A 13,079-nucleotide genomic window follows, 5' to 3' on the forward strand; every position below is an offset into this window, starting at 1 on the left:
TTCCATTTTCATGAGTATGCCAGCGCTGTAGCATATTTTACTGAGTCTTTTTCTCCGATGTCGTGGTTTTATACTGTATGGTTAGCGGCTTGATTGCTGCACAGTGCTATAGCACCTATAATCTTGCTCTCTTATGTTGAGTTTCTCTTCTTCCTAAATATGATCCAATAAAAGGAATTTCATAATGCAAAGACGCAATTTTTTAAAAAGTGCGGCTATTTTGTCGACTGCGGGTTTTATCACGCCAGTACTAGCATCTTCCTCTAAATCGAGTGTCGTTGAACATAGCTCAAGCGATGGACGCCGCCGTTTTACCTTAATCAATACTTACCATCTTATTGCCCCAGAAGGGTCTGAGGGTGTGGTTAAGTTGTGGATCCCTTTGCCCGAAGACACGCAATTCCAATTGGTGAGTCAGCTGAATTTTACGGGCAGTTTTAAAGACGCCTATATCAGTTCAAACAACAGTTATGGCGCTAAAACCCTGTTTGCGACTTGGCCCGATGCCAAAGCGAATATGACAATAACGGTTGAGCTTGATATTGAAACGATAGATTGGGAACCCGTTAAAAGCGGCGCCTTAACCCATTACCGCACCCCAGAGCAGATACATTATCCTGCAGATGTTGAACGTTATTTGCTGCCGACTAAACACATGCCGCTTAATGGTATTGTGAAGCAAACAGCAGATAAGATCGTTGGCAGCGAGACTGAACCACTGAAGCAAGCACGACTGATTTATCTTTGGGTTAGCGCTAATATGTTTCGCGATAATAGCGTGATTGGCTGTGGTACGGGTGATGTAGCAAGTATCCTCGAAAGTGGCAAGTTAGGCGGTAAGTGTACCGATATTAACTCAGTACTTGTGGCGCTAATGCGCGCAGTGGGGATCCCTGCACGTGAGATGTTTGGGATTCGCTTAGGTCAGGCTATCAAGATGGGCGAATATTCTAAAAAGGCCTTTGGTAGTGCCGATGACAAAGGGGTTGCCGATGTCAGTGGTGGTCAACATTGTCGCGCTATGTTCTATTTAGCGGGTTATGGTTGGTTGCCAGCCGATCCTGCCGATGTGACAAAAATGCGTTTGACGGAGAAAAAAGAACACAGCGATCCCGCAGTTCAGGCCGTGAATGATTACCTCTTTGGCAATTGGGAAATGAACTGGGTTGGCTTTAACTATGGCCGCGACTTTGATTTATTCCCTACAGCCGAACAGACACCACTGAATAACTTTGGTTACCCGTATGCCGAAGTTGATGGCGATCCCGTGAACTATTATGAGCCTAAAGTGTTTGCCTATGACTACCAGTCAACCGAACAACGCTAAGGGCCTCTTAGCGACTATGGCCGCCGCAGTGGTTGCTGCGGTTGCTTCAAGCCTATGCTGTATTGCACCGCTTATTTATCTGGTGTTCGGGGTGTCGGCCGCAAGTCTGTCGGGGATTGAGCAACTGAGCTGGCTGCAAGTGCCCATGTTGATACTGTCGTCTGGGCTGATTCTGATGGGATTTTGGCGGCTCTATTTTGCTAAAAAGCCACTGTGTACCGCGACGTTGAGTCGTACTCAGATGCTGTGGCTGTACTGGTTAACTGTACCTGTTGTGCTGGCATTTCAGTCATATCCTTTTGTATTACCTTGGTTATTAGAGGTGCTTGAATGAAGTTAGTGTTATTTCTCGCCTTAAGTATGTGTTCAGCGTCGAGCTGGGCGGCAAACGTGCTGGTCACCTTAGATGTTAAGGGCATGACTTGTCCGCTGTGTGTCACTGTCGTGAATAAAGCGCTGCGTAAAACCGATGGGGTGATTAAGGCCAAGGCTTCGTTAAAAACGGAGCAAGCCTTAGTGACAGTGCCAGAGGATTTTAATCTAGATAGTTTGCTTAAGGCCGTCGACGAAACTGGGTATAAGGGCAGTATTAATAAGGTAGAAAAACAATCCTAAGCGTTGGTGTCTTTAGTAACGGATTGAGTGACATTATAAAATATCAGTCTAGCTTCAAATGATTAGACTGATATTTCACCGAGAAAATACACTCTGTATCCCACTTGTTACTTCCTTCACTGCCAATTTTTTCCTTTGCGGGTCATTTCTTCGTTAGCTGTAATACACCTCGGACTCGATACGACGTTGCCGCTCTTCATTTTTCTCCGATGATTCTTTAATCAGATCCAATTTTTGCGCTTGCAGTAATTCTAGTTGCTTGGCTTTTTGTTCTTCAGATAGATTTTCATCGGCTGCAACCTTCGCCATTTCTTCATCTATCTTATTAATTTTATCCCTATCGACTCCTGTACGGTTATCTAAAATAGCCTGCATGGCTTTGTCCAACCTGTTGATGCTTTTGTCTGGTTCAGGCGTGCCTGCAATGGCTTGCACATTACCCGTGTAGCCTTGTTTAGCGTTAGGGGCCAGATGGCTATAGGTATCGGCAGTCGTTACCGATGCTGCAGAGGAGAGCGTTACAGTATCTTGGCTTATTGATGAAGTTAGATTCGCCGCCGTTATTGAATTTGCACGAGTTCCTAGGCCATTTGTGCTCGGCTCGACTTGCTTGAGTGGCACATTGGCATAACTTTTCGCAAAGGTATTGGTATAACTATTAGGGTTAATTGTGCTCATATCCGACTCCTTTATATATGAATCTGTCCCTTGGTCACTTGCGGTTTAAAATGTTGAGCGGTTAACTAATGGGTGTTGCTGGACGTTTCAATATTATCTGATGACAACTTTGCAATTTGAATTAGCAAGTTATAGGCCAAGTTAGGTTTATTTGTGGTTGATTTATCAGGAGTCACTGTTAAACGATACTTTTAAAAAATATTTATACAAAAACTTGATCCTTGTACAACTATGGTCCGTAATTAAAGACATAGTGATACAAGGAGCCTACTTATGTACAAGTTTAACCCGCAGCGAATTCAGATTGGGATCAGCGCTTGTCTATTGGGGGAGAAAGTTCGTTTTGATGGCGGACATAAAAATTCGACCTATTGTAATCAAGAGATTAAGCAATTTTTCGATTATGTGCCCATCTGTCCTGAAATGGCGATTGGCTTAGGTGCCCCCCGGAAAAGTATCCGACTAGTCCGTGATGGGGAAACCATCTTAGTTCAGAGTGGTGACGGTAGCTTAGATGTGACCGATAAGCTCAATGAATACAGCGAAAACAAGGTTGAAGAGCTCGATTTCCTTGGCGGATACTTGCTTTGCGCTAAGTCGCCAACCTGCGGCATGGAGCGGGTAACAGAGTATAAAATTGGCACTAACAATGGTTCTAAGTCTGGCATTGGTGTATTTGCTCGCAAGTTGATGGAACGATATCCACTATTGCCCGTGGAAGAAGAAGGCCGCTTGCATGACATGGTGCTGCGGGAGAACTTTTTCACCCGCGTTTATGCCTATCACGATTGGCACCTGATGAAACATGAAGGGCTGACTAAGCATAAGTTAGTGAAGTTTCATTCCCGCTATAAATACCTATTAATGGCACACAGCCCGACATGGTATCGCGAGCTTGGGCCGATAGTGGCCAATATTGAGGATCTTGAGCAAAGCGCGACCCGCTACTTTGAAGGCTTTATGACGGCGCTGAAAATTAATGCGACCCGTAAAAATCATACTAGTACGCTGCAGCATATTCAGGGTTACTTTAAAAAGCATTTGAGCAAAGAGCAAAAGATAGAACTGTCTGAAACGATTATGAAATATCGCCAAGGTTTATTGCCGTTATTAGTACCTATCACGCTCATTAACCATTATTTACGCGAATTTCCAACACCTTATATTGAAGAGCAAGTGTACTTAAACCCTCATCCTGAGGCGTTAAAGCTGCGCTATGCCTATTAACGTTTACCTAATCGCATTCAGTTGATTTTAGCTTTTGATTTAGTGAGTTATTACTGAAATATGAAACAAACTATAGAGAACACGGCCCACACAGAACCCAATGGTGAGATATTACTCCCCATCGGTGAAGTGTCGGCCTTAACGGGCGTGAATGCCGTGACCTTAAGGGCATGGCAGCGCCGTTTTGGCTTGGTGATCCCTGCACGTACACCCAAGGGACACAGATTATATACGAGTGAAAATATCCAAGAAATCCATGAGATTAATGCATGGCTAGCTAAAGGTGTTGCGATCAGTAAGGTTAAACCTTTGCTGATGAGTGCTGCTAAATCTTCGTTTACAGAAATAGTTCAAACTCAAGCCATTGATTTATGGTGCGAGCAAGTCACTGCGCTTAATACGGCATTATTCGACTTCAATCAGCACAAATTACAGCAGATTTTAGATGATGCATTTGGCTTATATCCTTTCCAATTGGTGAAAGAAAAGTTGCTACAACCTTGGCTTAATCAACTCGAGGACTTAGTGAATGAGCGGCTCGATGCCGAGTTGATTATTGCTTGGTTAAAGAGCGAGTTACTTAACCGAGTGGGTGGACGTCATGCCTTTAATGGGCAGGCCGTGACGGCGAGAATCGCTCTGGTGAGTCTATCCCGTGGGGCACATACCTCGCTTAATTCCACCCGCACTAACATTTTATTTTCTCTACTTCTATCGCTCGAGTTAGCGTCGCTGCGGGTATCGGTTATTGATCTTGGCGAGCAAGCCATGGGCAGTTTACCTTTGCTGCGAGGCAGGCTTAACGTCGATGCACTTTTGCTTATTCCCGACTCAAATCATTCGGGTTCTGAACAGACTGAAATGCTGACTGTATTGGAACAAATGACTTTCCCATGCTGGTTTATGGGGCCTTTTGCGCCAACGTTAAGCTTTTTATCTGCTTTTTTGGCGTCTTCGACGACGGACTTGATTGGGAAAATACCATCTCGTTTAGCGGGGAAGGTGAATAGAAGTCGTAAGCACAGTGGAAAGATGAATACCGTGAATCAAAGCGAGCAGATAAATAGCGAGAAAAACAATGATATTAGCTAACGATTCAATGCCAATAGATTCAATTCCAATAAAAGTGCAGGGCAATAATGCACTGATGTGGTTTCGCCAAGATTTACGCCTTGCCGATAATCAGGCATTAACCGCCGCTTGCGATTGGGCGCGGGAGAATAGCGTGGCACTTAAGGCGATTTATATCGCTACGCCAACCCAGTGGCAGCGCCATGACGTTGCACCCATTCAGTTGGATTTTATCGAACGTCATATCAATTTACTTACCCAAGGACTGGCGAGTCTTGGTATTGGATTCGAGTTAATTCAGTTAGATACCTTTGCTGATGTACCTGAGTTTATCGGTCACTATTGCCAGCAACAGGGGATTGGTCGAGTGTTTGCTGGTCGCGAGCCTGAGATTAACGAGCAACTGCGCGACCAAGCCTGTATTCAGGCGGGTATCCCTCTAGTGTTAACCGAAGAACACTGTTTGCTTAAGCCGGGTACTGTGCTGAATTTATCCGGCGACATGTACAAGGTTTTCACTCCTTTTAGCCGTAAGTGGCGAGAAATTGCCGCCCGCCATGCCATTTTGCCGCTTCCTGTTCCGGCGCCACTTGGACCTGTGTTGGCCGAGCCAAAGCCGCTTTTGTTTAACAATGTCACTAAAATGTCGAGTGAACTTTGGGCTGCGGGAGAAGGGCAGGCGAAGCGTTTACTCTCAGCATTTATTCTGCAAAAAGTGCAGGATTATAAGCAAGATAGGGATTTCCCCGCCATTGATGGTACTAGCTCAATTTCACCCTATCTGGCCATTGGTGTGGTTAGCCCAAGACAATGCGTTGCCGCGCTGTTGCATCACTTCCCTGAGGTGATTGTTGACGACACTAGCCCTGCTCGTACTTGGTTAAATGAGCTTACTTGGCGTGAGTTTTACCGTCATTTGCTGGTGGCATTTCCCGATTTATCTAAGAATCACAATTTCAATCGTCAAGCCGACCATGTGCAGTGGCGCAATAACCCGCAGGAGTTTGCTGCTTGGTGTGAAGGTCGTACTGGCTATCCGATTGTGGATGCGGCTATGCGCCAACTCAATCAAACGGGTTGGATGCACAATCGGCTGCGTATGGTGGTGGCGAGTTTCCTGACTAAACATCTGCTGATTGACTGGCGCTGGGGCGAGCGCTATTTCCGCCAAAAACTGATTGATGGTGACTTAGCCGCGAATAATGGCGGCTGGCAGTGGTCTGCGGGTTGTGGCTGCGATGCTCAGCCTTATTTCCGTATTTTTAATCCTATAAGCCAGAGTGAAAAGTTTGATCCAGATGGCAGCTTTATCCGTAAGTATTTACCAGAGCTCGCATCTTGGGGAATTAAGCAATTACATCAACCCAGTACAGCGCAGACACCGTCCTTGTTTGAACCGCCGTTATTCAACACTAAAACGGCTTATCCAAGTGCGATTGTCGAGCACAGTGCAGCAAGAGCAAGGGCATTAACCGTATTAGGCGTATTGAAAAAGGCCACGGCCCAATAAATAGGATCAGGAGCAATAACAAGATGATAAACCAAGCGACGACTGAGACTAATACGCTTGTTGATGATTTTATTCAGCTTTATCAAGCTTTGAATAAAGATAACTTGCATCTGTTAGGTCGGGTTTACGACGACAGTATTAGTTTTACCGATCCTATGCATCAAATCACAGGGCTAGCGTCGTTAACTCAGTACTTCGCGAAGTTATATAAGAATGTTAAGCATATTCAGTTTGAGATCAAAGAAGTGCAGCAGGATGCGAACCAAGCCGCGCTGTTTTGGCAGATGCAATATTGCCACCCTAAGTTGAATAAAGGCGAACTTATCCGTGTTGACGGCATGAGTCAACTTAAGTTCGACGACAAGATTTATTTTCACAGGGATTACTTCGACTTAGGGCAAATGTTGTACGAGCATTTGCCTTGCATGGGCGGGCTTATCCGTTTGCTCAAAGATAGGGCGGCAAAATAATGAGCGCTGTTAAGCCATTGAAAATAAATACCGTGCTGATTACGGGTGCAAGCTCAGGCATTGGGCTGCGACTGGCTCAGGATTATTTAGCCTTAGGTTGGCATGTCATTGCCTGTGGCCGATCGCAAGAAAGGTTAGAGTCGTTAGCCTTGAATGAACTAGTCGGTGCTACGTTGTTTATCTTCGATATATCCCAGCGCGACCAAGTTCAACAAGCTGGCCAAAATGTAGCTGAGCTATTGGCGAAAACAGATTCTCAGCTCGATTTGGTCATTTTGAATGCGGGCAGTTGTGAATATATTGATGATGCTAAGGCTTTCGATGATGTGTTGTTCGAGCGCGTTATCCATACCAATCTAATTGCAATGGGATATTGCCTCGGGGCATTTTTACCTTTAATGCCAAGGGGTTCACGTATTGGCTTAATGAGTTCTAGTGCTATTTATTTACCTTTCCCTCGCGCTGAAGCTTACGGCGCCTCTAAAGCCGGCGTGCAGTATTTAGCCTCGAGTCTTGCGCTCGATCTTGCCAAGAACGACATAGGCGTGAGCTTGATTTGCCCTGGTTTTGTGGCGACACCACTGACCGCAAAAAATGATTTTTCTATGCCAATGCAAGTGAGTGTACAAACCGCTTCTAAGGCGATACGTAATGGGCTGAAAGGTGGCAAGCGCGAGATCCATTTTCCGCGACGCTTTACTTATCTATTGAAGTTGATGTCGTTTTTACCTGCCTTTGTGTGGCAAAAAATGATTGCAAACGATACTCAAGCCAAGCCGCTAAAGGACAAGAGTTTATGAAAAATATCGCCATCATCGGCACCGGCATTTCTGGATTAACCTGTGGCCATCTATTAAGTGAGTCGCACAGGGTTACAGTGTTTGAGGCCAATGACTATATCGGCGGCCACACGGCGACAGTCGATGTGGAGCATCAAGGGCAAACCTACGCTATAGACACAGGTTTTATCGTGTTTAATGACAGAACGTATCCACGATTTGAACGTTTATTGGCTCGCCTTAATGTCACCATATTACCGACTGAGATGAGTTTTAGCGTGCACAATGCCCTGACTGGGCTTGAATACAACGGCCACAATTTAGGCAGTTTGTTTGCCCAAAAGCGTAACCTCCTGAATCCACGCTTTTGGGCCTTTTTAAAAGAAATTTTGCGCTTCAATAAAGGCTGTAAAGCACTCTATCAACAGGATATTTATCCCGAAGGTAACTTAGGTGATTACTTAGACAGTGAACACTTCTCACCATTTTTTGCTGAGCATTACATTTTGCCTATGGGCGCGGCGATTTGGTCTTCGAGCATAGAAGATATGCGCGCGTTTTCGTTGAAGTTTTTTATTCGTTTCTTCCAGCACCATGGTTTATTGAATGTCAGTGATAGACCTCAGTGGTATGTGCTAAAGGGGGGCTCACGTAGCTATATTCCTGATCTTATTGCGCCCTTTAAAGACAATATCCGCCTTAACTCACCCGTGACAGGTATTGAACGCCATGGCAATGGGGTGAAGTTACAAGTTCACGGTGAATGGTTGGAATTTGATGAGGTGATTTTAGCCTGTCATAGCGACCAAGCACTGCGGATGTTAAACGATCCTACGCCAACAGAACGCGCCATTTTAGGCGACCTCAGCTACCAGAATAACGATGTGATGCTGCACATGGATACGCGTATTTTACCGAAGCGAAAAGCCGCTTGGGCGAGTTGGAACTATCGATTAGATGGTAACCTAAAACGTCCAGCGTCAGTGACTTACAACATGAACATACTGCAACAGTTGCCAGCCAATGCGCCGACCTTTTGTGTCACCTTGAATCAGTCAGAGTTGATTGATGAGTCGAAAGTGATACGCCGCTTCAATTATGCCCACCCAGTGTTTAACGAAGCCAGTCTTAAGGCTCAGGGCCGCCGTGAGGAAATATCCGGGCAAAATCATACCCATTTTGCTGGCGCCTATTGGCACAATGGTTTCCATGAAGATGGCGTTCGCAGTGCACTTGATGTGTGTGCCCATTTTGGTGTCAGCCTATGACAGAGCTCAATAGCGGTATTTATTACGGCACTGTATCCCACAGCCGTTTTACGCCGATTAAACATAGCTTTAGTTATGCCATGGCGCTGTTGGCGATTGATTTAGATGAAGTCGATAAGATCAGTGCCATGGGGCGAGTTTTTGCCAGCCAGCGCCGCGCTTTACTGAGATTCAATCCTAAAGACTATTTAACTTCTTTTACGACTACATCCAATGACAGTAGTGAAGTGGCTGTTGTCGATCCGAGCGCCGCTGCACTTAAGAGTCGCGTATTGACTCAAGTGGCAGCGTTAGGCGCAGATAAACTGTGCGATCGAGTTTTGTTTGTGGGTCAGATCCGCCATTTTGGCGTGTATTTTAGCCCAGTAAATTTCTACTTTTGTTATCAAGATCAAACGCCTTTATACATGTTGGCCGAGGTGAGTAACACGCCTTGGGATCAGCGCCATTGCTATTTAGTCGATTTAGCCGCGCCAAAACCTTCTGACAAAGTGTTTCACGTGTCTCCCTTTATGACTCTCGATATGCGTTATCTCTGGCATGTGTCTGCGCCGAGTGAAGACTTAAACATCGGTATTGAAAACAAGTCGATGCAAGAGAATGGCAAAAAACTGTTTAATGCCAATTTAGTGATGAAACGCCAACCGATCACGGCGGCCAATTTACGGACGCTTTTGTTTCGCTTCCCTTTTATGACTCTCAAGATCTTCTTCGGGATTTATTGGCAAGCGCTAAAACTCTTTTTTAAACGTGTGCCCTTTGTGCCGCATCCAGCTCAGATGGAGAAATAACATGGAAAATACGGCTTCGCAAACCTCAGTCACCACAGGGAAACTGCCCGACAGTATTGCGCGTAAAGTCTTGCTTAAGGCGCTGGAAAGTCTCCCACATGGCTGCTTGACCTTGGTTGAGGGCGACAAGAGTTATCGTTTTGGTGAGAGTCATACCGACTTGCACGCTACGCTTGTGGTTAAACACCCGAGTTTTTATCGTCAAATAATGCTTTCAGGCTCCATTGGTGCGGGTGAAGGTTATATTCAAGGCCATTGGACGAGCCCTGATCTCACCAAAGTCGTACAACTGTTTGCCCGTAATTTAGCCTTACTCGATAAGATTGAAGCCAAATTCTCTTGGTTAACTGGCACGATAAACCGTGTGAAGCATGTGCTGAATCGCAATTCTCAAGAGGGCTCAAAGCGTAATATTCTCGCCCACTATGATTTGGGTAATGCTATGTATGAGCAATTCCTCGACCGTGAAATGTTGTATTCGAGCGCGCTTTATCCCCATGAGGAAGCCAGTTTGCAGGAAGCGCAGTTGTTTAAGCTGATGACTATTTGTGAGCGGCTGGATTTACAGCCGGGTCAAACCTTGCTTGAGATTGGTACTGGCTGGGGCGCGCTGGCTATTTATGCGGCTAAGCATTATGGCGTGCACGTGACAACAACAACGATTTCAGATGCGCAATACGCCTATACCAAAGCCCGTGTCGAACGCGAAGAGCTAAGCGATAAAGTGACGCTGCTGACAGAGGACTATCGCAATCTCACTGGGGAATACGACAGGGTTGTTTCTATCGAGATGATTGAAGCGGTAGGGCATGAGTATTTGCCAGGCTTCTTTAAAAAGCTGGAAACATTGTTAAAACCCAATGGGCGCATGCTGCTACAGGCGATAACGATTGCCGATCAACGTTATGACAGCTATCGCAAAAGTGTGGATTTTATTCAGCGTTATATTTTCCCCGGTGGCTGCTTACCCTCAGTGAGCCAAATGGTCGGTCACATTGCCAAACAGACAGACATGGTGGTCTGGTCGCTCAATGATATGGGGCTCGATTACGCTAAAACCTTAAAACATTGGCATGAGAATTTTGATCATGCGATAGGCGAAATTCAAGCTTTAGGTTATGGCGATGATTTTATTCGGATGTGGAAATTTTACCTAAGTTATTGTGAAGGTGGATTTTTAGAACGTACCACAAGCACTGTGCATTTAGTGGCTGTGCGTCCGGACTATCGCATTGCTAGCCATCATCTCCCAAGCCATAGCCCTAATGCGACGTAATTTGTTTTGATTAAGCAGTCACTTTAGTAGAAATAACCATTTTCGTTGGAATGAGCCGCTTTGTTTGCAGCAAGATAAAAGTGAGGCAAAGATGAAGTCCATGTTAGCTAACTCTCGGGTTCCTTTTAAACATCAGGGCTTTATTCTCTATAACGCCTTGAGTTTTCAGGCTGTGTGGTGGTCTAGCGTACTTTGGCTTAACACCTCACTGTTGTTAACTATCCCTTTGTTATTATTTCACTTTATCCTGCTAGCTTCCTTAAGTAAGCCCGAGTATCGCAAAGTGGATTTGCTATTGATGCTAAAGGTTGCAGCCTTAGGAATAGGCGTAGATACCGTACTCTCTGTTTTAGGGGTGTTTGAGTTTGCTCTTTTCCCTTGGTGGCTTGGTTGCCTGTGGCTGCATTTTGCTTTGACTCTGAATCATAGTTTGGCCTTTATGCGACCTTTACCGCTGATATTTCAGGCGTTACTCGGGGGCATATTTGGTGGGTTAAGCTATTTGGCTGGCGCACAATTTAATGCCGTGAGTTTGCCCTATGGTAATGTCATTTCTGCTGTGGTGTTATTTTTGGTTTGGCTAGTCTTGCTGCCATTTTTAATCCAACTTGCTAATCCCTATGGATTTAATCGAAGCACTAAAGCGCGTTCTTTTACTGTATTTGGGCGTTAATTATTGAGTTGTAGGAATTGATCGCGGTTAAGTCATTATGCCGTTTTTAGTTAAGTACCTGTTGTAAGACATCATGCAGTAAAAGGGGTATCCCATGTCGTCAGTTCGTAATCGTAGCCCAAATCTTGGTTTTTCATTTTTGAATTCAAGCTGCTTAAGTCTATTGGCCCTTAGTTTATTGGCCGCACCTTTAAAAGCGTTAGAGGCGAAAACGCCTGATTTTGAAAATATTACTATCGAACTTAATGATGCCGCCGATGTGACGCAGACTTTTCAGGAAGTGGGCCGCGGAGAAATGGATTGGCTGTGGTTTAGTTTGTATAAGGCGAGACTGATGACGGTAAATGGCCGTTATCAACAGGGGCAATATCCTCTGCTGTTAGATATTGAATATTATCGAGATATTGAGTCAGAGGATTTGCTCGAAGCGACAAAAGATCAATGGAAGCATCTAGCGTTTGCCGAAAATGATATCCAACGTTGGTTGGGTTTATTAAATGCGACTTGGCCCGATGTGAAGCAGGGCGATCATTTAAGTTTTAAGGTGATAGATGGACAAACGAGTCAGTTTTTCTTTAATCATCAACCACTCGACATTATCCATGATGCTAATTTTGCTGAGGCATTTTTAGCGATTTGGTTATCGAAAGCCACTAGCCGTCCGAGTTTACGGGCGCAATTACTCGGAGAAAAACCATGCGATTGTTGAAACGGCTTGTCGGCCGAAAGTTATTTTTAGGTTTAATAATGATAGGGCTGTTGTCGAGTTGTTCATCGGTGGAAGTGACTGATTATAAAGATACTCATCCTACATTGGTTTTGGAGTCATTTTTTAATGGACCATTAAAAGCCTCTGGGGTCGTACAAGATTTTAGTGGCAAAGTAATCCGCAAATTCAATGTCATTATGGAAGCCAGTTGGCAGGGAAGTGAGGGGGTCATTAATGAATGGTTTGTGTATGATGATGGTGAAACTCAAACTCGTGTGTGGCGCATTAAGGCACTAGGGGAAGGGCGATACTCAGGAACTGCAGGTGACATTATCGGGACTGCCGATGGCCAATCTAGCGGCAGTGCGCTACGTTGGAAATACGATATGTTATTGCCTGTGGATGGTGAGGAATATCAAGTTCATTTCGACGATTGGATGTTCTTAGTGAATGATAATACCATTATAAATCAGAGTGATATTATTAAGTTTGGCATCACAGTTGCTAAAGTCACTTTAGTTATTCAAAAATAGTCTCAGCAATTTTTAGTTAAGTTGGCTTACCCCAGTTTGTCTTGGATTAACTCTGTTGATTAAGACTTAAATTGGCTTAAACAGTATAGCTTGGCTAATAACCCCCTTTTTTCTGCATTAAAGTGTTGAAGTCAAACCAAAGTTGCAGCTAG

General features: G+C 44.8%; 15 protein-coding genes. 14 read left to right on the top strand and 1 reads right to left on the bottom strand.

Features of this window, described 5'->3' with window-relative positions; genetic code table 11:
* Positions 1-184: 184 nt before the first annotated feature.
* The 3 genes from HQQ92_RS04925 to HQQ92_RS04935 are packed head-to-tail and all read left to right on the top strand — an operon-like array spanning position 185 to position 1,942.
* On the top strand, positions 185-1,327 hold the full coding sequence (locus HQQ92_RS04925) for a transglutaminase-like domain-containing protein (RefSeq protein WP_173243582.1): 1,143 nt from the start codon (positions 185-187) through the stop codon (positions 1,325-1,327).
* A 16-nt stretch (positions 1,328-1,343) separates the two neighbouring features.
* The gene (locus HQQ92_RS04930) at positions 1,344-1,661 is read left to right on the top strand and encodes a hypothetical protein (protein WP_309247085.1); all 318 of its coding nucleotides are present in this window, start codon (positions 1,344-1,346) and stop codon (positions 1,659-1,661) included.
* Positions 1,658-1,942, top strand: coding sequence for a heavy-metal-associated domain-containing protein (locus HQQ92_RS04935; protein ID WP_173243585.1), 285 nt, complete (start codon positions 1,658-1,660; stop codon positions 1,940-1,942). Before HQQ92_RS04930 ends, HQQ92_RS04935 begins: the two co-directional genes overlap by 4 nt.
* Positions 1,943-2,095: 153 nt before the next feature.
* On the opposite strand, the gene HQQ92_RS04940 is transcribed toward HQQ92_RS04935, so the two are convergent.
* Positions 2,096-2,620: a hypothetical protein gene (locus HQQ92_RS04940; protein ID WP_173243587.1), complete on the bottom strand. Its 525-nt coding sequence runs from the start codon at positions 2,618-2,620 to the stop codon at positions 2,096-2,098.
* A 273-nt stretch (positions 2,621-2,893) separates the two neighbouring features.
* Here HQQ92_RS04940 and HQQ92_RS04945 point away from each other — a divergent pair, with 273 nt between their 5' ends.
* The 11 genes from HQQ92_RS04945 to HQQ92_RS04995 all read left to right on the top strand — a co-directional run bounded on the left by HQQ92_RS04945 (position 2,894) and on the right by HQQ92_RS04995 (position 12,927).
* The gene (locus HQQ92_RS04945; protein WP_173243591.1) at positions 2,894-3,847 is read left to right on the top strand and encodes a DUF523 and DUF1722 domain-containing protein; all 954 of its coding nucleotides are present in this window, start codon (positions 2,894-2,896) and stop codon (positions 3,845-3,847) included.
* Between the two features lie 60 nt (positions 3,848-3,907).
* Positions 3,908-4,939 carry a MerR family transcriptional regulator gene (locus HQQ92_RS04950; RefSeq protein WP_173243593.1) on the top strand — a complete coding sequence of 344 codons (1,032 nt, stop codon included), beginning with the start codon at positions 3,908-3,910 and terminating at the stop codon, positions 4,937-4,939.
* The gene (gene phrB / locus HQQ92_RS04955; RefSeq protein ID WP_173243596.1) at positions 4,926-6,428 is read left to right on the top strand and encodes a deoxyribodipyrimidine photo-lyase; all 1,503 of its coding nucleotides are present in this window, start codon (positions 4,926-4,928) and stop codon (positions 6,426-6,428) included. Before HQQ92_RS04950 ends, phrB begins: the two co-directional genes overlap by 14 nt.
* A 23-nt stretch (positions 6,429-6,451) precedes the next feature.
* On the top strand, positions 6,452-6,898 hold the full coding sequence (locus HQQ92_RS04960; RefSeq protein ID WP_173243599.1) for a nuclear transport factor 2 family protein: 447 nt from the start codon (positions 6,452-6,454) through the stop codon (positions 6,896-6,898).
* On the top strand, positions 6,898-7,698 hold the full coding sequence (locus HQQ92_RS04965; RefSeq protein ID WP_173243604.1) for an SDR family NAD(P)-dependent oxidoreductase: 801 nt from the start codon (positions 6,898-6,900) through the stop codon (positions 7,696-7,698). The genes HQQ92_RS04960 and HQQ92_RS04965 overlap by 1 nt, the downstream gene beginning before the upstream one ends.
* Entirely contained in the window at positions 7,695-8,945 is a 1,251-nt protein-coding gene (locus tag HQQ92_RS04970; RefSeq protein WP_173243607.1) for an NAD(P)/FAD-dependent oxidoreductase, read from the top strand. The genes HQQ92_RS04965 and HQQ92_RS04970 overlap by 4 nt, the downstream gene beginning before the upstream one ends.
* On the top strand, positions 8,942-9,736 hold the full coding sequence (locus tag HQQ92_RS04975) for a DUF1365 domain-containing protein (RefSeq protein ID WP_173243610.1): 795 nt from the start codon (positions 8,942-8,944) through the stop codon (positions 9,734-9,736). The genes HQQ92_RS04970 and HQQ92_RS04975 overlap by 4 nt, the downstream gene beginning before the upstream one ends.
* 1 nt (position 9,737) lies before the next feature.
* Positions 9,738-11,012, top strand: a complete 1,275-nt coding sequence (locus HQQ92_RS04980; protein WP_173243613.1) for a cyclopropane-fatty-acyl-phospholipid synthase family protein — start codon at positions 9,738-9,740, stop codon at positions 11,010-11,012.
* Between the two features lie 91 nt (positions 11,013-11,103).
* On the top strand, positions 11,104-11,685 hold the full coding sequence (locus HQQ92_RS04985; RefSeq protein ID WP_173243616.1) for a DUF2878 domain-containing protein: 582 nt from the start codon (positions 11,104-11,106) through the stop codon (positions 11,683-11,685).
* Between the two features lie 94 nt (positions 11,686-11,779).
* Positions 11,780-12,394, top strand: a complete 615-nt coding sequence (locus tag HQQ92_RS04990) for a chalcone isomerase family protein (RefSeq protein ID WP_173243619.1) — start codon at positions 11,780-11,782, stop codon at positions 12,392-12,394.
* Positions 12,382-12,927: a DUF3833 domain-containing protein gene (locus HQQ92_RS04995; protein ID WP_105251860.1), complete on the top strand. Its 546-nt coding sequence runs from the start codon at positions 12,382-12,384 to the stop codon at positions 12,925-12,927. Before HQQ92_RS04990 ends, HQQ92_RS04995 begins: the two co-directional genes overlap by 13 nt.
* Positions 12,928-13,079 lie beyond the last annotated feature (152 nt).

It is taken from the genome of Shewanella sp. DC2-4 (assembly GCF_013248875.1).
In the GTDB taxonomy this organism is placed as follows: domain Bacteria; phylum Pseudomonadota; class Gammaproteobacteria; order Enterobacterales; family Shewanellaceae; genus Shewanella; species Shewanella oncorhynchi.